The sequence below is a fragment of the Flavobacterium hydrophilum genome (assembly GCF_003202405.1).
GTDB lineage: Bacteria > Bacteroidota > Bacteroidia > Flavobacteriales > Flavobacteriaceae > Flavobacterium > Flavobacterium hydrophilum.
In genome coordinates this window covers 1-24,502 of record NZ_QJHL01000002.1, presented here as the reverse complement: position 1 = coordinate 24,502, position 24,502 = coordinate 1, and the positions used below count along the sequence as shown (strand labels likewise).

Here is a 24,502-nt window from a genome sequence, read left to right as displayed (position 1 = left end):
GTTCTCTTAGATTTCAAGTTTTATTTTCTAAAAGTTTAAATATTCTAAAAATCTAATGGTGTAAAAATCTAAATTCACTTCTGTTTTCTTACATTTGAAGCTATGAAAGGAATTAAAATTATTTTTTGGATCTTTTGGCGTATTTGGTTTTACATCCTAATGGCCATTCCAATATTGATTATGCTGCCATTTTTAGTAGCTTCAATTATAACTGAAAGCGGATACCCTTATTTTTTTAAAATGGCCCGCATTTGGGCTAAATTTATCCTTTTCGGGATGGGTTTTTATTATAAAATTGAACGTCTGCAAAAATTGGAAAAAGGAAAAAGTTATATGATTGTAGCGAATCATACTTCAATGACGGATATTATGCTCATGCTAGCAGTAGTCAGAAATCCATTTGTTTTTGTTGGAAAGAAAGAATTGGTAAAGATTCCGTTGTTTGGTTTTTTTTATAAAAGGACCTGTATTTTAGTGGATAGAAATTCTTCTAAAAGCAAAAATGAAGTTTTTAAAAGGGCTCAGGATAGACTAAATCAAGGACTGAGTATTTGCATTTTTCCGGAAGGTGGAGTTCCTGATGATGAAACAATTTTACTGGATGAATTTAAAGATGGCGCTTTTAGACTAGCAATAGACCATCAAATTCCAATTGTTCCAATTGTTTTCGCTGATAACAAAGAAAGGTTTTCATACACTTTTTTAAGTGGAAGTCCCGGAAAAATGAGAGGGAAGATTTTCCCTTTTATTGAAACTAAAGGATTAACAAGTGAGAATAGAAAAGATCTTCGGGATCAGACAAGACAATTGATTTACAAAGGTTTGCTTGAATTTAAGAAAAAGAATCAGACAAATAATATTTAAAATTAAACCCGGCAAAAATGAAAATTTGCCGGGTTTTAGTTTTGAATTAAAACCCCTTTTATATTCAAAAACTTATCTGTGAATAATTTTATCTGAAATAAATTGTAATATTTTTTTAATTTTTGATTTGTTTTTTTTACGGTTTTTATTCAACTGAACTTCTTTTTTTTCTTTCATGATTTGAAATATTAACGGTTGATAAAGAAGAGTTTAATTAGAACTCCATTAACTGTAATATTATAGATAATTTAAAATCGAAAAGGTTGCGTAAAAAACAAGAATAATCTGAAATTAATAAAAACCCGTTAGTAACCAAAACTAAAAACTAACGGATTTTATTGAAAATAACCAACCAAATTTATTCTAAAAAGTATCGAGGTGTTATGGCAAACACCATTCGAGATTTTATGTTATTTAGAAGATGTTATTATTTAGAAAAGGTTGCGTGATTGTCTTATTTTTAAATGAAAAAACCCCGACAATTTTTTAATTGTCGGGGTTAGAAAGTCTGTAAGTTACAGGTTTTTAAAGTTTTAAGCGTTAGCTAGTTCTTTTATATATTCTTTAATTTTTACTTCTAATTCATCAGCTAATTCAGGATTATCTTTAATTAAAGATTTTACTGCATCACGGCCTTGTCCTAATTTTGTGTCTCCGTAGCTAAACCATGATCCTGCTTTTTTAACGATATCAAATTCAACAGCTAAATCTAAAATCTCTCCGGTTTTAGAAACTCCTTCACCGTACATAATGTCAAATTCGGCAGTTTTAAATGGTGGAGCTACTTTATTTTTAACAATCTTAACCTTAGTTCTGTTACCGATTACGTTTTCACCATCTTTAATTTGTGAAGAACGGCGAATATCTAAACGCACAGAGGCATAAAATTTCAAAGCGTTACCACCGGTTGTAGTTTCAGGATTTCCAAACATAACTCCAATTTTCTCTCTCAACTGATTGATAAAGAAAACAGTACAATTTGTCTTGCTGATAGTCCCGGTAAGTTTTCTTAAAGCTTGTGACATCAAACGTGCATGCAGACCCATTTTAGAATCTCCCATTTCACCTTCAATTTCACTTTTCGGCGTTAAAGCTGCAACAGAGTCAATTACCACAATATCAATTGCTCCTGAACGAATAAGATTTTCAGCGATTTCTAAAGCTTGTTCACCATTATCTGGCTGAGAGATGATCAGATTTTCAATATCAACACCTAATTTTTCAGCATAATTTCTATCAAATGCATGTTCAGCATCAATAAAAGCAGCAATTCCTCCCGCTTTTTGAGCTTCTGCAATTGCGTGTAAAGTTAAAGTCGTTTTACCAGATGATTCCGGACCGTATATTTCGATAATTCTTCCTTTAGGATATCCGTTTACTCCTAATGCCAAATCAACGCCCAGAGAACCTGAAGAAATCGTTTCAACTTCTACAATGGCTTTGTCGCCCATTTTCATTACGGTTCCTTTTCCGTAGGTTTTATCTAGTTTATCAAGTGTAAGCTGTAACGCTTTTAATTTGGCATCTTTATCTGAACTCATCTTTTCTTTTTCTTTTTCTTTCATGTAAATTATTAAAATTTTTTCATTCTCAAAACAAATCAGGAAATTACAATTTCATGATTTAGATTTGTATCAGGCTTATAATTTTGTAAAAATACTTCTTTTTTTTGAAGTTCATTGTTTCCAATTGTTACAAATTGAGACAATTTATACTATAAAAATAAAGCTTTTAATTCTGTAGCATCAGATGGTTTTATCTTGCCTGCAAGCAATAAACTCAATTGTTTACGGCGTAAAGCAGCATCAAATCTTTGTGTTTCCAGTTCAGTTTCCGGAATTATTGGAGGAACTTCTACAGGTCTGCCAGTATCATCAACAGCCACAAAAGTATAAATTGCTTCGTTGGCTTTGGTTCTGTTTCCGGATTCTCGGTCTTCAACCCAAACATCAATAAAAACTTCCATCGAACTTTTGAATGATCTGGACACTTTTGCTTCAACAGTAACAACACTTCCAAGAGAAATGGCCCTGTTAAAAGCTACGTGATTTACTGAAGCTGTAACTACAATCCGGCGAGAATGTCTTCGGGCTGCTATACTTGCGGCTCGATCCATTCTGGCTAATAATTCGCCACCAAAAAGATTGTTTAAAGGATTTGTTTCACTCGGTAAAACTAAATCAGTTAATATAGTCAGAGATTCTGAAGGATGTTTAGGATTCATTTTTTAAAATTTAAATAATTGTGCAGATTTAATTCAGCCAATAAACAGCCATTACAGCTGGTATAAAATAGATAACAATAGTTCTTGCACCATCATAATCTTTAGCTAATCGTTGTCCGAAAAGCATCATTAATAAACAAATACAAGAAAAAACAGCACCATAAAAACCAAATTCACGACCACTTTTTGTTACTAATTGTATAGCACCAACTACACATAAAATTCCGGAGATTAGTTCTAAAATCAAAAGATGCAGAAGTGCAAGCCCAACCTGATTTTTTAGAATGGTTTTTGAAAAATGTTCTTTTAGCCAGTTGACATTCTCTTTCCAGTAAAAAATTTTTTCATAACCAGATTGTAAAAAGGTCAAGGCTAAAAAAACTAACAGTAAAATTGAGGCAACATTATTCATTTGAAAACTATTTTTTATGAATTAAACGCGTAAGTTTTATAGACAAATCGGTTAGGATTATTTTTGCATTTCCATTTCTTTCAATATGATACATGGCATCTGAAAGTTCTTTAAAAATCTCATGAATATTATTCCCGTTTACAAAAGGCGCAAAATTTTCAAGTTTAAATTTGTCTACTTTTGGTTGAATGTAAACCAAAGCGGGTGCCTGATAATTTAACAAAAGCGCCTGCCTGAACATTTCGATGCAAAACTGGATAAATTTTTTCTGACTTTCACGTCCAAGAGCTGCAATTTCTTCACTCCAGGAAATTAAATCCTGAATAGCAGCAGCATTTCCTTTGGCTCTGAATGCGGCACGAACCCAATTGACAAACCATTGTTCGAAAGGATATTCTGAATCGTCTTCTTTTAACAAATGAAGGGCTTTACTAAAGTTTCCCTGTGCCTGATGAGCGATTTTCTTGGCCAGATTATGGTCTATATTTTCTTGTGAAATAAGAGCTTCAACAATAATTTTTTCAGGAAGTCCGTTAAAATGAATTACCTGACAGCGGGATCGGATGGTTTGAATGATATCTTCTTCATTTTCAGAAATCAGAATGAAAATGGTTTTATCAGATGGCTCTTCTAAAAGCTTCAATAATTTATTTGAGGCAGCAATATTCATTTTATCGGCCATCCAGATAATCATAATTTTATAACCGCCTTCGTATGATTTTAACGAAAGAGATTTTAAAACTTCCTGAGCATCTTCGACCCGAATTTCACCCTGCTTGTTCTGCACACCCAAAATTTTATACCAGTCAAACAAACCTCCATAAGGCATTTCCTGAATAAATGTTCGCCAGTCCTGAATAAAATCTAAACTTTTAGGTTTTGTTTTTACATCTTCTGTAGTTACAGTAGGATAAATAAAATGCAAATCCGGATGCGAAATATTCTGAAATTTTAGATTACAGGAATCATTTCCGTTTGAATTTTCATGGCCTGAATTATTGCATAAAATGTATTGTGCATAGGCAATAGCAGTTGATAATGTACCGCTTCCTTCGGGCCCAATAAATAATTGTGCATGTGGAATTCTTCCGGAAGAAGCACTTTTAATTAAGTGACTTTTAATATAGTCCTGACCTAAAATTTGTGAAAATTGCATAGAGCAAAGATATAAGAAAATGAGAGAGTCAAAAATATTATAAATTAAACTTTAAATTGTCATTTTATTTTTTATTTCATATTCAGTTTTTAACTTAAATGTTAATTTTTATTCTGCTAAGTTTTATTAACATTGATATTATTTAGAAGAGATATTAAGAGTTTTTTGTTAATAGTTTTTTGAAATCTTAGACAAAAGTGAGTTTTTTTTGGTTATTATTTTGCATCACAAAAATCTGTTTTTTATTTTAATTTAGATAAAAATCTTACAGAAATATACTTTGATCAAATTAATCTTAACAGTGGTTAACGCCATATTTTACTGACATATAAAAATGATTTTAAGTTTTTTTTAAGTCTTTTTTCTAAAAAAAAAAATATTAAAGTTGCAAATTAAGTTAATTTATATATTTTTGTTTTCATCAACAACAAACTTTTAATAAGAATCTATGAAAGGGAAAATTATTTTTTTAAGTGTATTTTTTTTATTGACTACAGGGGCTGTATCAGCCCAAGCTAAAAATGCTCCTCGCAGTATCATTAGTACTACAGCTCTTATTCGTAAATATCACGATCAAAAAGAATTGAGTGGAATGCAAAAAGGAGAATTATTAGAGTTATACATTGAACGCATTAAGGTGCTGGTAAAAACTCTCCCATACATTGCTTTAGTTACTAAACCTGGAGTTACCATGGCAGATTTAGGTATTCCGGATGACAATGAACATAAAAAATCTTTAGAAAATCAAGCTTTAGGAACTAGTGCATTTTTAGATACTACTGTAGATTTTCAAAGAAAAATGATGCCATATTCAGACAAGGCAAATTTAATAGCAGCAATTTTATTTTACGAAGGAACATTGAAATCTTTACATGAATTCAACGAATTGAACGAAATGTAATTTTTGAATATTTTAATACCTTTTTTAAAATGCTTACCTAAATATGAATTAAATTTCATTCCGGCATTTTAAAAAGGGTTTTAAAACAACTCGTTTTCGATGTATTCTGATTTTTTTTGGAAAACGCGGGATGAGTTTTTATTATTTACGCATCCCCAAATTTATTATTAACCCTAATACCCCCTTATCATGAAAAAATTTACTCAAATTATCTGCGTTCTTTTGACAGTTGCCAGTATGAGTGCTCAGCAAGAAAAAGGAATTATGGGCTACAACAATTGGTTGAATAACTGGACCGAATTTAAGCCTAACAAAGTTGAATATGGTGAAGCCAACCAAATTTTAGCTGGTAACATTTCAACAAACACAAAATTGCTTAAGAGAAATGTTTATGTTTTACAGGGAAATGTTTACGTAACTAATAACGCTGTTTTAACAATTGAACCGGGAACATTAATTATTGGTGATTTCGAAACAAAAGGAACGTTGGTAGTCACAAAAGGTGCATCAATTGTAGCAGACGGTTTAGAGACAGATCCTATCGTATTTACTTCTAACAGAAGTCAGAAAAAAGCTGGTGACTGGGGAGGAATTGTGATTCTTGGTGATGCTCCGATTAATAAATTTGGAAATGTAGCTTCTTACAATTTAGATCTTGATCCTACACGTACTACTTATGGTGGGGATAATGTTGCAGGAAGTTCAGGAGTTTTAAGATTTGTGAGAATCGAATTTGCTGGTAAAAAAGTAAAAGGTGCCGGTTCTTTTAATGGTCTAACCCTTGCAGGTGTTGGAAACAAGACAATCCTAGAAAACATTATGGTTAGTTATTCTGCAGGAGATTCATTTGGATTTTTTGGAGGTGACCTTAATGCAACCAAATTAGTTTCGTATAAATCTATCAATGATGATTATAAATTTACTCAGGGAGTACAATGTCGTTTGCACAATTCTCTTGCTGTAAGATCTTCTTATTTATCAAGTAATAAAGACGGATCTCGTTGTTTAGAGGTTGCTTCATATGAGAAAAAAAGCGAAACAGATTTTACTAAAAAACAAACTTTAGTTGTAGCATCAAATATAACGATGCTTAATGACAGTGAAAACATTAATGCTGATATCCAGTCCGGATTAGTGAAAGAAGCTGTTTATATTGCTGAAAATGCTTCTCTTGAAATAAAACGTAGCGTAATTTCAGGTTTTAATCCTGCAGTTTTATTAGATAGTAAAACAGAAATTAACGATGCGAATCTTAAAAAAATTAAGTTTGAAGAAATGTATTTCAACTTATGTAAAGGAAATATCTTTACAGAATTCAATTCTAATAACGAAGATTTAGAGAGCTGGTATGGTAATAGTGTATTCTTTAACGTATACTCTCAAAGCGACAATAAAGAAACTTTTATAGATATTTTTAATCCAAAAAAACCAGACTTCAGACTTCAATTAGGAAAAATTACTGCTTCAAGCGGTAACAGATAATAGATTTAGATTTTTATTTCAAAGCGTAAATTTTATTAATAAAGTCCCCAGACAATTTATGTATACGTCTTATACAGGACCCAAATAAAGATCAAAAAAGAATATGGCCCCAAGTATTAAAAAGTATTTTATATATACAATATTTTTGGTTTCCCCTTTGACATTAAGCTTATATTCCCAATGTAAAATTGAAAAAACAAATTCAAATTTTGCTATTGGTAAGGTTAACGTGTTAAAAAAATCAAACCAAACAACCGCAATAATTACACCTGTAATTAATTTAGAGTATTCTAAACAGTTTATAGTAGAGCTATCCATCCCCAAGGATAGCTTTGCTGTAGAAGCTGTAGGAACTGATGAAGGAAATACAGTTGTCAACTCTGAAAATCAGTCAAGAAGTATCGCTGCATATTCTGCACTCGCAAAAGATATTATTGAAAATTATAAATATGATTTTTCTGAAACCTTTATAGATATTTTGTTTTTTGAAGATATAGACTTAGCAAGAATTCGTACTATATGATGAAAAAAACTACTCTTTCTCTGATAAAATCATTACTTTTTTTAGGAGTATTTTTCTTTACCTTTTACCAGTCTAATGCCCAGACAACAATCTCAGCCAGTAAGTTTGATTTTGTTAATATTTGTGCAGGAGCCTTAGTAAATGGCCAACCTTTTAATGAGTATAATGTAACATTTACATATAGCAATTTTACTGCTGATGTAACTTTTGACGTAGAAATATCAGATGAAAACGGAGTTTTTTTAGCGACACCACTTCTAGCAACAAAGTTAGAAGTTACAAATATCTCTTCCACGCAACAAAAAATAAAGTTTGCTGTCCCTGTTGATTTGAAAGGTTCAAATACTTGTAGTATAAGAATTAGGAGTAATAAAAATGTTAATAGTCAAAGAATTAAAAATTTCCTTAATAATGACACTTTTTCAGTTTATTATGAAAATTATGTAGATTCATTTTCTATCAATAATCAAGGGGCTAATGCTGCTTTTTGTAGCGGAGGTGGCCTAACACTTTCTATCGACAACCCTACTCCTGCTATAAAAGAATCTTCTCCGATAAATTACCCGAATTTAAAATACATTTGGTATAAAGATGATGTTGTTATTCCCGGGCAAACTGCAGCCAGTTTAGCTGTAAATACTCCTGGGTTTTACTATGCAAAAATTGATTATGGTCCATGTTCAGATAATAACTTCAGCTCTAACCGTGTCACCGTTACAAGCATATCAGGATCAGGATCTACAACTACAATATCTTCAAGTTTAGGAAATCCTTTTTGCGCAAGCGGAGGTAATACAGTTTTAACCGCAACTTCTGGAAACAGCTATGTTTGGAAAAAAGATGGTGTAGTAATAAGTGGTGTAACAACCCGTACTTATGCAACTAGCGAAGGCGGTGTTTATACTGTTGATGTTAATTTTGGAGGATGTACTGCTTCAGGAAATATAAATCTGGTAAGTAATAGTTTTGATGCGAGTATTGATGTTGCTGAAGAAACAACTATTGAAGAAGGTCAAACTCTAAGTGTTACAGTAACTGATGATGCTTCAAGTCCAACTTATGAGTGGTTTTTGAATGGTAATGTAATTGCAGGAGCTACTAGTGATACTTATTTAGTTTCTTTTAGAGGAAATTATAAGGTAAAAATTTCTCAGGCAGGTGGATGTATTTCTACAAAAGAATTTAATTTTAAAGTTAATGGACCTCCAGGTCTCGCTACAGTAATTCCAAATATCATTAAACTAAGTACCTCGCCATATTGGAATATTCCTGATGAGTATAGAAATGAAAATACGAGTGTTATAATTATAAGCTCAAATGGAGAAAAGGTTCTGGATGTTGTCAATTATCAGGGTGATTGGCCACAGACAGGATTAGATATTAAAAATGTAAATCCGGTATATTACTATGTCATTAAAGGCAATGCAGGTGAAAAAAAAGGATCAATAACGGTGCTAAAATAATATGAAGAAATTTTTACTATTCTTAACTTTATTTTACGGTACATCACAATTACTCTATTCTCAGGATACAAATGAGAATGGAGTTGTTTCGTTTTCATTACCTATCCGAAATTCATTAAAGTTTAATAGATATTTAATTAACCCAACATTTAGTTTTGTACGTGAGCAAAACCCAATGATAAGTTTTTATAATAAAAGACAATACATACAATTTGACGACGCTCCAAATACTTATCTCTTTAATTATTCAGGTCGTTTAAAAGAAAATGATGCATATGCTGTAGGTTTGTTTCAGCAAAATTATGGTTTAATGACTGTTTTTGGCGGAGTTTTCAATTTCGCACACAATATTGTTTTACAAGAGGACAGTAATTTAACTTTTGGATTAAATGTCGGGGCATATCAAAGTGGTTTAGACAAAGGAAAAATAATTTCTGATGATCCCATTGAGGGAGATTACCCATCAAATACTTTATTAACAGTAAATCCGGGAATCAATTACGGAACTGCTTTCCTTGACTTTGGAATATCCATGAACAATTTATTTCTGTATAATTTTGGTTCCGGAATAGTAAAAGACGATCCTAAAAAAGCAATTGAGCTACATGCTATGTATACGGGATATCTTGATAGCTACGGTTTCTTTGATCAAAGTAAATTTTCAGGAATTGTTAAGACAGAAATTGAAAAAGATAATACAATAATTTCAGGACTTGCTATGCTTACTATACCACAAGGTATTTGGGCACAAGCAGGTTATAATACTTTATATGGAATTTCAGCAGGTTTAGGAGTTAATATAACACAGAACATTGCGATAGAATATAGTTATGAAAGAGGTCTTGGAAATTTCACCAATTTGGGAGCTTCGCATGAGTTTACTTTAGCTTATAAATTTAAAAACACAAATTATTATTATGGTGATGATGATGAAGGTTCTTTAGTAGATACTTCTAAGCCAAAACCAGTTATTGCAAAAAAATCAACCACTCCAATTACCAGAGTTGATGGTGCAACAAAAGCAAAATTAGCTGCTGACGCCAAAGCAAAAGCTGATGCTGAAGCATTACAGGCAAGATTAGCTGCAGCTGAAAAAGTTAAGGCTGATGCAGAAGCCGCAAAAGAAAAATTAGCTGCTGATGCTAAAGCAAAAGCTGATGCCGAAGCATTAAAAATTAAATTAGCGGCAGACGCAAAAGTAAATGCGGATGCTGAGGCAACAAAAACAAAACTATTAGCTGATGCTAAAGCAAAAGCTGATGCAGAAGAAGCCAAACGTAAAGCTGAAGCTAAAGCAAAAACTGAGGCTGCCGATTTACAGTCTATTATAGCTGCCGATGCAAAAGCAAAAGCCGATTCAGATGCCTTACAAGCGAGATTAGCTGCCGAAGCTAAAGCAAAAGCTGCCGCAGAAGCTAAAACGAAAGCGGCAAGAGATGCTGCTATTAAAGCAAAAGCTGCAGCAGATGCTAAAGCCAGAACAGCTGCATTAGCTGCAGAAAAAGAAAGATTGGCTGCTGAGGCGAAAGTAAAAGCCGATGCAGAAGCAAGACAAGCCAGAATTGCGGCAGAGGCTAAAGCAAAAGCCGATGCAGAAGCTCTTCAGGCAAAATTAGTTGCAGATGCTAAAGCGAAAGCCGATGCAGAAGCTCTTAAAATAAAATTAGCTGCTGATGCCAAAGCAAAAGCTGATGCAGAAGCAGTTCAGGTAAAACTTGCAGCTGAGGCGAAAGCAAAAGCCGATGCAGAAGCATTGCAGGCAAAATTAGTCGCAGATGCTAAAGCGAAAGCCGATGCAGAAGCTCTTAAAATAAAATTAGCTGCCGATGCTAAAGCAAAAGCTGATGCAGAAGCCCTTCAGGTAAAACTTGCAGCTGAGGCGAAAGCAAAAGCCGATGCAGAAGCATTGCAGGCAAAATTAGTCGCAGATGCTAAAGCGAAAGCCGATGCAGAAGCTCTTAAAATAAAATTAGCTGCCGATGTTAAAGCAAAAGCTGATGCAGAAGCCCTTCAGGTAAAACTTGCAGCAGAAGCCAAAGCAAAAGCCGATGCAGAAGCCCTTCAGGTAAAACTTGCAGCAGAAGCCAAAGCAAAAGCCGATGCAGAAGCCCTTCAGACAAAATTAGCAGCAGAAGCAAAAGCGAAAGCCGATGCAGAAGCTCTTCAGGCAAAACTAGCAGCAGAAGCAAAAGCAAAAGCTGATGCAGAAGCCCTTCAGGCAAAACTTGCAGCAGAAGCCAAAGCAAAAGCTGATGCAGAAGCCCTTCAGGCAAAACTTGCAGCAGAAGCCAAAGCAAAAGCCGATGCTGAAGCCCTTCAGGCAAAACTTGCAGCAGATGCAAAAGCGAAAGCCGATGCTGAAGCCCTTCAGGCAAAACTTGCAGCAGATGCAAAAGCGAAAGCCGATGCAGAAGCCCTTCAGGCAAAACTGGCAGCAGATGCTAAAGCGAAAGCCGATGCGGAAGCTCTTCAGGCAAAACTGGCAGCAGAAGCAAAAGCGAAAGCCGATGCAGAAGCCCTTCAGGCAAAACTTGCAGCAGATGCAAAAGCGAAAGCCGATGCAGAAGCTCTTCAGGCAAAATTAGCAGCAGAAGCAAAAGCGAAAGCCGATGCAGAAGCTCTTCAGGCAAAATTAGCAGCAGAAGCAAAAGCGAAAGCCGATGCGGAAGCTCTTCAGGCAAAATTAGCAGCAGAAGCAAAAGCGAAAGCCGATGCGGAAGCTCTTCAGGCAAAACTTGCAGCAGAAGCAAAAGCAAAAGCCGATGCAGAAGCTCTTCAGGCAAAACTAGCAGCGGAAGCAAAAGCGAAAGCCGATGCAGAAGCTCTTCAGGCAAAACTTGCAGCAGAAGCAAAAGCAAAAGCTGATGCGGAAGCGCTTCAGGCAAAACTTGCAGCAGAAGCAAAAGCAAAAGCCGATGCTGAAGCAGCTGCAGCTCAAAAAGATGAAACCGCTAAAGAACTTGATAACCTAACCCAATTAGTTGAAAATTCAGGTAAGGCACAATCAGACTTAATTGCTCAGTTTAATACTACTGTTGCTAATAAGCAAAAAGACCTGAATGATATGAAGGAAGAAAATGATTTGAGTGAAAAAGGAATTTATAAAGAGCCAAAACCATTTAAGAGTGTTAGTGCAGAGAATGCTCAGATAGAATCACTAAAAAGTCAAATAGCAGATGCGAATAGAGCCCAAAAGGATGCAATAGCTAATTTGACAAATTTATATAACGAAAGACTTAAAAAAGTTCCTAATAAAAACGACGCTTTAAACAGGGCTTATTTAGAAAAAATCAATGAATTAAAAGCAGCTCAAATTAAGGCAGAACAAGACAATATAGCCTTAATTGCAAATTTAGAGCGTATTAAGACTGAAACAGAAATCGAGAAAAAACGTAGAATTAAACGTGCAGCTTATGAAAATGATGAAGGAAGATATGCACAGGATGTTGCGGCTCTTAAACGTATAAAAGAAACAACAAAATTAAGCAGTACACCATTGACAGAAAGCGACTTTGATTTTGGTGAAGATCAGTCGAACATGCAAATTATTAAGAACATTAAAAATTCTGAAAGTGGTTATTATCTAATTATTGCAGTTCATAACAGTGTTGAAAAACGAGATGAATTTTTAACCAAAGCTGTTGCTGCAGGACGCTCAGATGTTAATTTCTTTTATAATGTGACGACAAGTAAATATTACATTTATTATGAAAAACATGAAGATTTATCCGGAGCAACTAAAGCATTAGAAGCAAAAGGAAGCAAACCTTACAATAGCAGAATGGTTATTGTGAAAGTTGAAAATTAATAATAGAATAAGAAATACAGTCCTTTTTAAAAATTAAGAAGGACTGAAAAATAAATATTTTTAAAGCGCCCAGACTTTATTTTCTAATGCCCCTTAGATGATAAAAAGTAAGCCCCAAAAAAAGTAAATACCATGAAAAACCCTACTACTTTTAAACCTGCAGATTTGGTTGTAGCAATGATTACAAATCTTGTTTTCTTTGCAAAAAATCAATTTAATGATTTTAGCAATCTTTTTTTCCATAAAAAAGGAGTAAATTATTTAAAAGCAATAAAAATCAAGAGTACAGCAATTCTTGTGTTTTTGTTGTTTTTTGCTTTTAATGTCGTACAAGCGCAGGTTGGAACAAAATTCTCTGGTAGACTCGTTGATAAGGATAATAATAAATATCTTAAAGTTCAGGGAGATATTAAATTAATAGGGAACACAATTCTGACTCCAAAAGATAAAGCGTTACCTTTTAATGATGCGGGTAACAACAATGATCTGGATGCTGTTTATGTAGATATAGATGGTGATAACAGCACAGTAAGTTCAAGTAGTGCCAATTTATTAATTAACAATGGTTGTAAGAGAATTGTATTTGCAGGTTTGTATTGGTCCGCCATGTATCCTAATGAAACCAGCACAGATGGTAATTGTTTTAATTGTGGGACAAATGCCAGAAGTGATTGGAATGAGGTAAAGTTTAAAATGCCGGGTAAAGCTTACGAAACATTAACAGCAGATAAAGCAAATCCTAAAGAAGTAATTTTTAAAGGTTCGAATGCTAATGATTTTAATAATAGCGTTTATGTTTGTTTTAAAGATGTGACGGCTAAATTGCAATCGTTAACCGATGCAGACGGAACATACACTGTTGGAAATATAAGAGCAACCAGAGGAATTAGACGAGGAGGAAGTGCCGGAGGGTGGACATTAGTTGTTATTTATGAAAGCCCAACAGTTTCAAGTAAATATATCTCGGTTTTTGACGGAGCACAAATGACCAATGTTGATCAAGGCACAGATCAATTATTGTCTGTAGATATTCCAATAAGTGGATTTAAGACTTTACCAGCCCCATTTTCTGTAAAAGCAAAAATTGGAGTAGCTGCCTTAGATGGTGATTACAGCAAAAATGGAGATGGTTTATTATTTAAAAATGGCTTAGTTCCTACTTCTACAGCCAATAGCGCTTTTACACCCATTACCAATACGCTTAATCCCACTACGCTTACGCCTGAAACAGATTCAAATTTTTTCAACGCAACGATTACAGTCGATAATGCTCAGGTAACCAATCGTAATCCTACTAACCGAAATAATCTGGGTTTTGATATTGATTATTTAGAAATTCCTAATCCAACAAACTCGGTTATCCCCAATGGTGCTACAGATGGAACTTTCCGAATGTTTACCAATACTACAGGAGGAGATGGTTATGCGGCTTTCTTAGCGACTTTTGCCGTAGACATTATTGAACCAAAAATAACATTAACCAAACAAGTTTTTGATTATTCTACCAGTCCTCCAACTAATATGGAAGGTAAGGATGTTACTTTAGGGAAAGAACTTAATTATGTTATTGGGTTTCAGAATCAGGGTAATGATCATGCTGTCAATTTTACGATAGTTGATAAGTTACCTATTAACACTAAATTCAATTATCCGGCTGATATAATTTCTTTGCCACCCGATATTGTTATTGCTGGTGTTACATACAAAGTTACTCATACATACGATGCAGCAAACCGTATTATTACATTTACTATTCCAAATCAGTTTGTTGAAAAAAATGATCCTAGATATACTATCCGATTTAAAGTTAAAGTTGTAGAATCTTGTAATGAGATTAGTGATGTTTGTTCTAATATTATTGCGAATAAAGCAACATCAAGTTATTCAGGTGAGGAAAATAAGTCAGTATTTGGAGATGACAGTTTGTCGTCCTATACAAGCTGTAATATTGGTATTCCGCAATCTACTAACTTTTTAGTAGATGTTGATGATTGTAAGTTTGAAAAAACTGAAATTTTATGTGGAACCAGTATTCAGATAAAAGCAGCTAACGGATACAGCAGCTATTCCTGGTCAACAAGCCCAACAGGGACACCTGTAATAGGAACGAGTCAAACACTTACAGTTGTAAAAGAGGGAGTCTATTATGTAAAAAACACGGCTCCTGCACCTTGTTTGTCTATAGCCGAAAAATTTACAGTTACATTGCCAAATAATTTATTGGAAAATCCTGTATTGCCATATGCGAGAGCTCCATATGCAGGGAATATTACCCAATGTCCGGATAGTGGTAAATTTTTGCCTAATTTGTTTTTATGTGGTGCCAGTGATTTTAGGGACATTAAAACAGGTATATCTGCAACGGGGACTACAATAGTTTGGGAAAAGCTGGTTGAAGGCGAGCCTCAATGCCCTGCTGTAGCAAATGATAAATGTGCCAATGAAGGCGAATTTTGTACATGGAAGCAAGTAGCAACAGGACCTGATTATAAAGCAGATACAAAAGGACAATATCGCTTAACTATTAGGTATCAAAATGATTGTTTCAATCAGTTCTATTTCAATGTTTATAAAAACGAACTAAATCCGACCGTAACTTATAACGATATTTATTGTAATACAAAAGGAAGAATTACCGTAAATGGAGTTCCTGCCGGATATGAATATAGTTTAACGAAAAACGGAACTTATAAGGACAGTAATGTTTTTTCTCCAATAAATACGGCTGGAAACTATACAGTTTACATCAAGCAAAAAAACGTTACAACAAACCCTTGTATTTTTGAAGTTTCTGTTAGTATAGTAGACAGAAAGTTAGTGGTTGAAACAATTCCAACTCATCCAATATGTTTTGGAGAAAAAGGAAGTATAAAAGTTAATACTTCAGGAGTAAGAGGTCAGTATTACTACGAACTTTTCAGAGGAAGTACTTCAGTTCAAAAAGTAGGTCCGGTTGCCAATGCAGATCAACTTTTTAATAATTTAGATGCAGGCAATTATTCTTTTACAGTAAGAACAGACGATGGATGTACTTATACTAGTAATACTGTTAGAATAAATAGTCCTGCGGGGGAGATTAAAGCGACACCGTCAATTAAGACACCTTTAACTTCATGTAGTGCAGGTAAGATTTTGATAACAACATCTCAGTCGGGAAATAATAGTAATGCTTTTTATTATTTTGTTAATGGATCTGCTACTTTTCAAACTTCTAATGAAATAGATGTTACAACTCCGGGTACTTATTCTATAAGAGTTGTAGGAACAAATAACTGTGAAAAAACAGTTTCGATTGTAGTTCCGGATAATGCTAAACCTACTTATAATGTTACGAAAACTGATATTAATTGTTATGAGGATAAGGCAGAAATAAGAATAATCGATATCGTTGCAAATGGACATACAATGTCTTATAGTATTGGTGGAGCATTCCAATCAAGTCCTGTTTTCTCAAACCTTGCAGCAGGAACTTATAATTTGGTTGTAAAATATACTTTAGGTGGTGTAGAGTGTCAAAACCCGGCTGAACAATATATTATAACAGGACCAACTTCAGCATTAACTGCTTCGGCTGGTGTTGGTGAACTTGCGGGTTGTGGACCTTTACAAGGAGGACAGCCAACAGGTTTGTTACGAATTACCAATGTTCAGGGAGGTACAGCTCCATATCAATATAGTTTTGATGGAGGGGCTAATTGGCAGGCTTCATTTGAAAAATATGTGGTAGCATCAACTGCTTCTTATGATTTGCGCGTAAGAGATTCTAAAGGATGTATTTATAAAATTCCTTACGATGTAATTCTGGATCCTAAACCGGCAGACCCGGTAATTGATAGTAATATTAATCCGGTATACAATTGTGATGGTACGGCTACAGCTACTGTGGTTGTAAATACACCAACTTCATCCGGTGCAACTTATAGTTATGAATATTATCTGCAAACCGGAACGGGTACTCCAGTTGCAAACACGCCGATAACAAGTGGTACTTTTTACAATGTTCCTTCTGGAAATCATACAGTAATTGTAAAGTATAAGGTAGAAACAGTTTCTAGTTATAGTAATTTATTGCAAGAAAATTTTGGTTCAGGAGCACCTACTACTTCTCCTGGTATTGCAGCTGCTTATTGTTTTAATGACCAAAGAGTAAATCCACCTTATACATGTTCTTTAAATGGTACACCAACTCGTTCTGTTGAAGATAATCAATATTCTGTTGCAAGTTTCTTCTGGAGAAATGATACAGCATGGTATCCATTTAAAGATCATACTACTAATGGAGTAGATCCAAACGGAAGATATTTATTAGTAAATATTGGTGAGGCAGCTGGTGTTAATGGAATTTTATACAGTAAACCAATTGTAGATGTTATTCCTAATCAGCCAATTATAGTTGATTTATATGTTGCCAATTTGTTAAATATAAATTATGGTGGAGCAGCTCCAATTGTTCGATTTGAATTGGTTGATGGTTCCGGAAATGTTGTTGCTACACAAGATACCGGAAAAATTGCTGAAGCAACAAATGACCCAAATAGAACAAAATGGGTACCAATAAGTATTTCGTTAGACCCTAAGAACAATACAAATCTAACATTTAGAATTCGTTCCGGAAGTACTGAACGAGGAGGAAATGACTTAATAATTGATGATATCTGGGTTCGTCAATTACCAAAATCATGTGGAAATGAAAAAAGTGTTCCAGTAGTTATTAATAGTAACAGTGCTTTTAATGCACCAACACCGATCTTTCAGGACACAAAATGTAGCACTTCAAATGACGGAAGTATTACCATTACTGCAACCAATTTTAATACGACTACAGGATTTTATTATTCGATTAATAATGGTCCATGGAATACTTCAACAACTTCACCAAGAATAATTTCAGGGTTAGGAGCAGGAATGTATAATGTAATAGTAAAATATAATTCTGCAGATTCCGCAGGAAAATGTGAGTTCAAATTTGATTCAGAAATTAAGTCTCCTCAGGGAATTCTTTTTCAGGTAGATAAAACAGATCCAACTTGTACAACAGGAGGAACCATAACGGCTACGACAGTTACAGGAGGAACTGGAAGCTATCAGTATCAATTGAGCAATTCTTCAGGAATTGTCGTTCCATTTCAAACAAATAAAACTTTCTCTAATGTAGCTCAGGGAACTTATAGGGTTCAGGTAAAAGATGCAAATGATTGTTTGTCTCAGCCATCTGCACCAATAACAATTACAAATCCAACTGCACCAACTGCAACTTTGGCTGCTTCAACAGACTGGTGTTACACACCTTCTAATCCTGCCAGTTTGGTTGTTACTGCATCTGGAGGTGTTGGTCCTTATACCTATAAATTAGATAATAATACTCCAATTACAACTAATACGTTTAATAATGTTGCCCCTGGGACGCATACTATTTTAGTTACAGACAGCAATAATTGTACAGCAACAATTTCAAACATTATTATTGAACCTCAATTGCAATTAAATGCAAGTTTAGCTCAGGACCTGACATGTCTGGCAGATGCTTCAATTAATGCAGTTGTAACAGGTGGTTACGGACCATATACTTATACAGTTTCCCGTAATGGAGCAACAGCTGTTACTGTTACATCTTTCCCTTATACAGCAACTCAGTCTGGAAGTTATGTATTTACAGTTACAGACAGTAAAAGTTGCCCGGCAACAAGCACAGTTGTGGTTTCTGCAAAAACAACACCAACTTTAACATCTAATAAAACTGATATTACCTGTTATAATGCTAACGATGGTACTATTACGGTTACGGCTTCAAATGGAGCTACAACTGTTTATACTTATGCAATTAAATTAAGTTCTGCGGCTACTTATACAACTCAGTCAACAAACCAGTTTACCGGTTTAGCAGCGGGTACTTATAATATTAAAGTAATTGACAGTAAGGGCTGTGAATCTGCAGTGAGTGATGTTACTATCATAAATCCAATGGCTGTTGGGGGAAATATTGGGGCTACAGAGTTAAAATGTAGTGCTACCGGTACTGTTCCTGCAGTAGTAACTATTACAGCTACAGGAGGTTCAGGTTCTTATCAATATAGTTTTAACGGTACTTCTAATTTTACAAATGCTAATACTTATTCTACTTCAGTTTCTGGAACAGTTACTGCATATATTAAGGATGCAAATGGTTGTCAATTTGGACCATTATCTGTAACTATTGGGGTATTAGAACCAATTACAGATATAACAATTGTTGATAATGGTTATGATTGTTCAACTAATCCAGTAGGAGGTCAAGTAACAGTTACGGCTGTAAAAACAGGTGTTGCAAACCCTTTCAGTTATCAAATTATATCAGGTCCTTCAGGATATAATGCAACGGCAAATTCTACAGGAATTTTCCAAGGTTTAGCTGCTGGAAGTTATGTTTTCCAGGCTACGGATACCCAAACGAATTGTACGTTTGCAAAACCACATACTATTAGCGGAATTCCTGCTATTACAGCCGGAGGTTCTGTTACTGCCCCAATTTCATGTTATGGTGGGACTGGAAATATTCAGTTTACAGTTTCAGGAGTTAGTACTAGTGGTTACGACTATGTAGTTAGAAACTCAGCAAATGTAACAGTTGATTCTAATACTAATCAAACGGCAAATACTGTTAATTTGAATAATTTATCTGCGGGTAGTTATACCATTACAGTTACCGATATAAAAACAAAATGTCCGGCTACTTATAGCGTAACCCTTGCACAGCCTTCAGCGGCAGTATCTATTACAAGTGCGGTTGGTACAAATGTAAATTGCAACAATGATAATTCACAAATAACAGTAACAGCTACAGGAGGTACACCGGCATATACTTATGCTTATGCAATAAACCCATCGGCAGTTCCTACATCAGCTTATGCCTCAGGTTCAGTTTTCACGATTGATACAAACTCAGGAGCGAATCTGGCTTGGGATATTTATGTAAAAGATGCTAATGGATGTATTGCAAAAAGAAGAGTTGACATTATAAGCGACAACACCCCATCATTAACTGTATCAGTAGACAACCAGTGTACAGGTTCAGGCAGTGGCTTTACTATTACCGCTACGCCATCATCGACAAGTCTTGCTCCATTGAGCTATAGTATTGGCGGTGCTACTGGCACATTCCAGTCCAGCCCTGTCTTTACGGTTTCTGCAGGCACTTATACGGTTCATATTAAGGATGCCAACGGCTGTACTGTTCCATCAGCAGCAGTTACGGTTTACCCACAGTTGACTGCTACATCAGCCGTTACCAGAGAGCTTAGCTGTTCGCCAACGACACCAGAGGCGCAGATTACCCTTACGGTTTCAGGAGGCAGAACGGCTTATAGTTATGAAGTTTCTGCCAATGGAGGTTCTACCTACACAGCAATGGCAAGTAATGTCTATACGACAGCTACAGCAGGTACTTATACTTTTAGAGTTACAGATTCTAATACTCCAGGGTGTAGAGTTACCACTACAGCTACAGTAAATACGATTTCAGATCCTACAGTAACAGCTACACAGGTAAATGTGAGCTGTAACGGAGGAGCATCCAATGGTTCAGTTACCTTAACAGGGGCTGGGGGTTCAGGTGGTTATACTTACAGTAATAATGCTACAAGCGGCTTTACTGCAACGGCTACCTTTACAGGATTGGCTGCAGGTCCTTATACTTTTTATGTTAAGGACAGCAAGGGTTGTACAGGTTTGGTAAATGTAACCATTACCCAGCCAACAGCCTTGACTACTACGGCATCAGCGACTGCTTTTAGCTGTAATACTACCAATGTTAAACAGTCTGCAGTTGTTACTGTTGCAGTGCCAACTACAGGAACTGCTCCCTATACGTATAGTTTTGAGGGAAGTGCTTTTACAGGTACGAGAACTTTCACGGTTTCCGATAATGGAACAGACCAAACGATACATTATATCGTAAAAGACAATAATGGCTGTACTTATTCAGATTCAGTTGTTATCAACAGATTAAATCCACCAGTAATTTCAGGTATTACCCATACGGATATTTACTGTGCGCCAGCTTCTCGTACTACCAGTACCGTTACTGTTGCCAAAGCAGCAGGTACAGGAGTTGGTACGACGTTTACTTATGAAATTACAGCACCTGCAGCTTCTGTTACATCAAATACTACAGGTATTTTCAGTGGATTGGCCGGAGGAGTTACTTATAGTTTCAAAGTAACCGATGCAAGTGGCTGTTATTCCATAGGATCTCATACAGTTCCGGTGGTTAATCCAATTGCAGCGACAGCTACTAAATTGAACGATGTATATTGTAATGGAGGTTCTACAGGTTCTATCAGATACGATGTGAGCCAGTTTACTTCTACTTACAGCTATAAAGTAAACACAGACCCTGCCGTTACGGCTCAGAGCGCGGCTTCGTTTACCCTGCCAAACCTTGGTGTAGGTACTTATGCTGTTGTTTTCACAGATGAGACTACAGGATGTACAGCATCTACTTCTATCACCATTACACAGCCAACAGTTTTATCGGCTGGTTATACAGCAGTGAATGCGAATTGTAATGTTGCTACCTCTAAGGTTACCATAACTGCTTCAGGAGGTACGCCAACCTATACCTATGCTTATAAACAAGACGGAGTTGCTCCTGTGGCAGCAGATTACGTTGCCAGCAATAGTGCTGATTTAAATCCGTTAACAAATGCCAACTGGGATGTTTGGGTAAAAGATGCCAATGGCTGTACAGTTAAAGTAGATGTTGCTGTTTCAACAGATAATGCGCCAACAGCAGTTGTTGCTACTGGATCTGGTTGTTTAGGTACTCCTGGAGGATACACCATTAGCACATCGGTAACAGGAGGAACGGGAACTTTATCTTACAGTATTAATGGTGGTTCTTATCAGTCATCTAATATTTTTACAATAACATCGGTAGGTACATACACTATCCGTGTAAAAGACGCTAACGGCTGTACTGCAGATAGCAACTCAGTTACAGTAGCTCCACAATTAACTCTAAGTGCAGTTTTAAATAAAGATATTACTTGTAATCCGGCACCAACGGCTGCACAAATTACATTAACACCAACTGGTGGTGCAGGACCATTTATTTATACAAGTTCCCCAAATACTGGAACTTTCGCAGGAAATGTATTTTCAACAAGTACTCCAGGAAACTATACTTTTACAGTTACTGATACAAATACTTGTTCAGCATCTACAACAACTGCAATCGTTGTTACACCAACGGTTAATCCTGTAATTGATGATACAACTTTACCAGGAAACATTGGGGTTACTCAAATACAATCTATTAATTGTAATGGAGACGATACTGCGGCAATTGCAATTGCAATTGATAATACAAAAGGCTTAGCTCCATTTGTATTCAATATAAAAAATAACACAACAGGATTTGATTACGGTACTCAAACGTCAGGATTGGCTGCAGGAGTTTATACCGTAACATTAACTGACGCAAGAGGATGTACGGATACTGAGGATATTACTATAACACAGCCTTTTGATATTGTTGTTACAAGTCATGCCGTACCAATTACTTGTAATGGTTCAGGTATTTCAAAAGGATCTGTAATCGTTGATAGTGTAACAGGAGGTGTAGGGCCTTATGATTATATTGTTACAGGTGTCAACGGTTATAATAATTCTGAATTAAATAATGCAGGTACGACTTCGGTTAGTTTTAATGTAGTTGATTTTGGTTTATATCAAATTAATGTAGTTGATGCAAATGGTTGTTCAAAACTAGTTCAAAATGTATTAGTAGCCTCACCACCGAATGATCTTGATATTACGGTTTCTGCTGCTCCGGGAGTTTGTTCTGGACTAGGATCAGCCCTTGTTGCAGTAAGTTCTTCTCCGACAAGTACTATTGGTACTGGGCCATTTTATTTTAGCTTATATACAGGCAGTGCTCCTTCTTATCCAACTGGTACTTGGCTGGCTGAAACTCCGGCAGGAAGCAAACAAACGACATTTAATAATTTAATACCTGGAGTTACTTATACATTTGTGGTATATGATGCTGCTCCTATCCATGGGGGTACAGGTACAGGATGTTACTATTATGAAACAGCTGAGTTTCCAATTGGAACAAGTTCTACTATTACGGTTAATCCTTTAGTGGAAAGTAACATTACTTGTAAAGGTGCTGCAAATGGTAATGTAACATTTACAATGAATCAGACTTATGGTGTAGATACCCCAGTTAAGTATCAAATCTATAATTCTCAAAATGTTACGCCTATTGGAGGTGTAGTAAGTGCTACTATTCCTGCTGCTGGATCATTAACTGTAAATAATTTTGGTACATTGCCATTTGGTAATTATTTCGTTTTAATTACAGAAGATACAGGTGCAACAAATGCAGGGTGTAGTGTATCTTCAGCTCCATTTAGTATTACACAATCTGCTATTGATTTATCAGTTACAGCTTCAAAAATTAAAAATGTAAATTGTAACGCAGATGGTGTGATTGCTGCTTTAGCGAAAGATGGTACAGCACCTTACACCTATCAATATTTGTTAGCATCAGCTACAGCACCAACAGCAAGTACAGCAGGTTGGACTGGAAATACAACTTTTGCAACAAGTATAACAGGAAATTATATTGTTTACGCAAAAGATGCTTACGGTTGTATTAAAACTGCAGCTGTAACGTTAGACGCAGATGATGCACCTATAGTTACTCCGCCAGCAACTTCAGTTTGTTATGATGGAACACCTTTTACCATTACTTTTTCAGGAACAGTAGATCCGGATATAGTAGGCGGTGCTACTTATAGTGTAAATGGAAGTGCTTTCCAGGCTTCACCAAGTTTTACATTTAATGCAGCGGGGACTTATAATTTAGTTATTAAAGATGGAAACGGTTGTACTGCTAACGTTGATTATGAAGTATATCCTAAATTAAATTTATCTGCATCATTAACAAAAGAATTAGATTGTACAACTTCACCTGCTGCGACAATTACTTTAAATACAACTGGTGGAAATACAATACCAGCGTCTAATTATACTTATGAAGTAAATTTCAATAACGGAGGTTTTGTTTCTGCTACAAATCCATATTCTGCTACTACAGCCGGAAATTATGTGTTTAGAGTTACAGATGCTAATAATGCTACGGTGTGTCGAACAACAACTAGTTTCGATTTAGATCCAATTCCAACCACAGTATTTGGAACAACAGTTACTAATGTTAGTTGTAATGGAGGTGTCGATGGTACAATCACAGTAAATGTTACTGCTGGAGAAGGTCCATATAAATATAGTTTAGATGGTGGTGTAACTGAACAAACAACGAATACGTTTACTGGTTTATCTGCTGGTACAGCTTATATTGTAACTGTGCGTAACGCAAGAAATTGTACATTAAATTCATTACCGGTAACGATCACCGAGCCTGTATTATTGGCAGCTACAGCTTCAGTTACGCCATTTGGCTGTAACTCAGGCAATGTTGCCCAGCCTGCAGTTGTTACGGTAACAGCTACATCCGGTACAGGTACCTTCCCTTATACTTATAGTTTTAACGGCTCGACTACTTATAGCGGCGTTAACACTTTAGTTGTAAGCGATAACGGCACAGACCAGATTATTGCTTATTCTGTTAAGGATGCCAATGGCTGTATTGTTAACGGAAGCACTACAGTAAACAGATATTTACC

General features: G+C 35.4%; 11 protein-coding genes. 7 read left to right on the top strand and 4 right to left on the bottom strand.

Going from position 1 to position 24,502, the window contains the following annotated elements:
• Nucleotides 1–102: 102 nt before the first annotated feature.
• Entirely contained in the window at nucleotides 103–864 is a 762-nt protein-coding gene (locus tag DMB68_RS09235) for a lysophospholipid acyltransferase family protein (protein ID WP_110346413.1), read from the top strand.
• Nucleotides 865–1,397: 533 nt separating this feature from the next.
• On the opposite strand, the gene recA is transcribed toward DMB68_RS09235, so the two are convergent.
• The 4 genes from recA to DMB68_RS09215 all read right to left on the bottom strand — a co-directional run bounded on the left by recA (nucleotide 1,398) and on the right by DMB68_RS09215 (nucleotide 4,656).
• On the bottom strand, nucleotides 1,398–2,405 hold the full coding sequence (recA, locus tag DMB68_RS09230; protein ID WP_110347063.1) for a recombinase RecA: 1,008 nt from the start codon (nucleotides 2,403–2,405) through the stop codon (nucleotides 1,398–1,400).
• A 173-nt stretch (nucleotides 2,406–2,578) separates the two neighbouring features.
• Nucleotides 2,579–3,088, bottom strand: a complete 510-nt coding sequence (locus DMB68_RS09225; RefSeq protein WP_110346412.1) for an acyl-CoA thioesterase — start codon at nucleotides 3,086–3,088, stop codon at nucleotides 2,579–2,581.
• A 28-nt stretch (nucleotides 3,089–3,116) separates the two neighbouring features.
• Nucleotides 3,117–3,500 carry a DoxX family protein gene (locus tag DMB68_RS09220; RefSeq protein ID WP_110346411.1) on the bottom strand — a complete coding sequence of 128 codons (384 nt, stop codon included), beginning with the start codon at nucleotides 3,498–3,500 and terminating at the stop codon, nucleotides 3,117–3,119.
• 7 nt (nucleotides 3,501–3,507) lie between these two features.
• The gene (locus DMB68_RS09215; protein WP_110346410.1) at nucleotides 3,508–4,656 is read right to left on the bottom strand and encodes a DNA polymerase III subunit; all 1,149 of its coding nucleotides are present in this window, start codon (nucleotides 4,654–4,656) and stop codon (nucleotides 3,508–3,510) included.
• Nucleotides 4,657–5,104: 448 nt separating this feature from the next.
• Between DMB68_RS09215 and DMB68_RS09210 the strand changes: the two genes are divergently transcribed.
• From DMB68_RS09210 to DMB68_RS09185, 6 genes are all read left to right on the top strand, one after another.
• Complete coding sequence (locus tag DMB68_RS09210) at nucleotides 5,105–5,557, top strand: hypothetical protein (RefSeq protein ID WP_110346409.1); 453 nt, start codon at nucleotides 5,105–5,107, stop codon at nucleotides 5,555–5,557.
• A 189-nt stretch (nucleotides 5,558–5,746) separates the two neighbouring features.
• Entirely contained in the window at nucleotides 5,747–7,039 is a 1,293-nt protein-coding gene (locus DMB68_RS09205) for a hypothetical protein (RefSeq protein WP_110346408.1), read from the top strand.
• A 103-nt stretch (nucleotides 7,040–7,142) separates the two neighbouring features.
• Complete coding sequence (locus DMB68_RS09200) at nucleotides 7,143–7,562, top strand: hypothetical protein (protein ID WP_110346407.1); 420 nt, start codon at nucleotides 7,143–7,145, stop codon at nucleotides 7,560–7,562.
• The gene (gene sprC, locus DMB68_RS09195) at nucleotides 7,559–9,025 is read left to right on the top strand and encodes a gliding motility protein SprC (RefSeq protein ID WP_110346406.1); all 1,467 of its coding nucleotides are present in this window, start codon (nucleotides 7,559–7,561) and stop codon (nucleotides 9,023–9,025) included. The genes DMB68_RS09200 and sprC overlap by 4 nt, the downstream gene beginning before the upstream one ends.
• A gap of 1 nt (nucleotide 9,026) precedes the next feature.
• A complete protein-coding gene (locus DMB68_RS23735) occupies nucleotides 9,027–12,833 on the top strand; it encodes a PorP/SprF family type IX secretion system membrane protein (RefSeq protein ID WP_110346405.1) in 3,807 nt (1,268 codons plus the stop codon).
• Between the two features lie 132 nt (nucleotides 12,834–12,965).
• Nucleotides 12,966–24,502, top strand: an 11,537-nt coding sequence (locus tag DMB68_RS09185) for a SprB repeat-containing protein (RefSeq protein WP_110346404.1), incomplete at its 3' end; no start/stop codon positions are given.

Bases quoted from the DNA above. Each gene is read 5' to 3' on its own strand.
- DMB68_RS09235 (WP_110346413.1), top strand. From the start codon at position 103: ATGAAAGGAATTAAAATTATTTTTTGGATCTTTTGGCGTATTTGGTTT.
- recA (WP_110347063.1), bottom strand. From the start codon at position 2,405: ATGAGTTCAGATAAAGATGCCAAATTAAAAGCGTTACAGCTTACACTT.
- DMB68_RS09225 (WP_110346412.1), bottom strand. From the start codon at position 3,088: ATGAATCCTAAACATCCTTCAGAATCTCTGACTATATTAACTGATTTA.
- DMB68_RS09220 (WP_110346411.1), bottom strand. From the start codon at position 3,500: ATGAATAATGTTGCCTCAATTTTACTGTTAGTTTTTTTAGCCTTGACC.
- DMB68_RS09215 (WP_110346410.1), bottom strand. From the start codon at position 4,656: ATGCAATTTTCACAAATTTTAGGTCAGGACTATATTAAAAGTCACTTA.
- DMB68_RS09210 (WP_110346409.1), top strand. From the start codon at position 5,105: ATGAAAGGGAAAATTATTTTTTTAAGTGTATTTTTTTTATTGACTACA.
- DMB68_RS09205 (WP_110346408.1), top strand. From the start codon at position 5,747: ATGAAAAAATTTACTCAAATTATCTGCGTTCTTTTGACAGTTGCCAGT.
- DMB68_RS09200 (WP_110346407.1), top strand. From the start codon at position 7,143: ATGGCCCCAAGTATTAAAAAGTATTTTATATATACAATATTTTTGGTT.
- sprC (WP_110346406.1), top strand. From the start codon at position 7,559: ATGATGAAAAAAACTACTCTTTCTCTGATAAAATCATTACTTTTTTTA.
- DMB68_RS23735 (WP_110346405.1), top strand. From the start codon at position 9,027: ATGAAGAAATTTTTACTATTCTTAACTTTATTTTACGGTACATCACAA.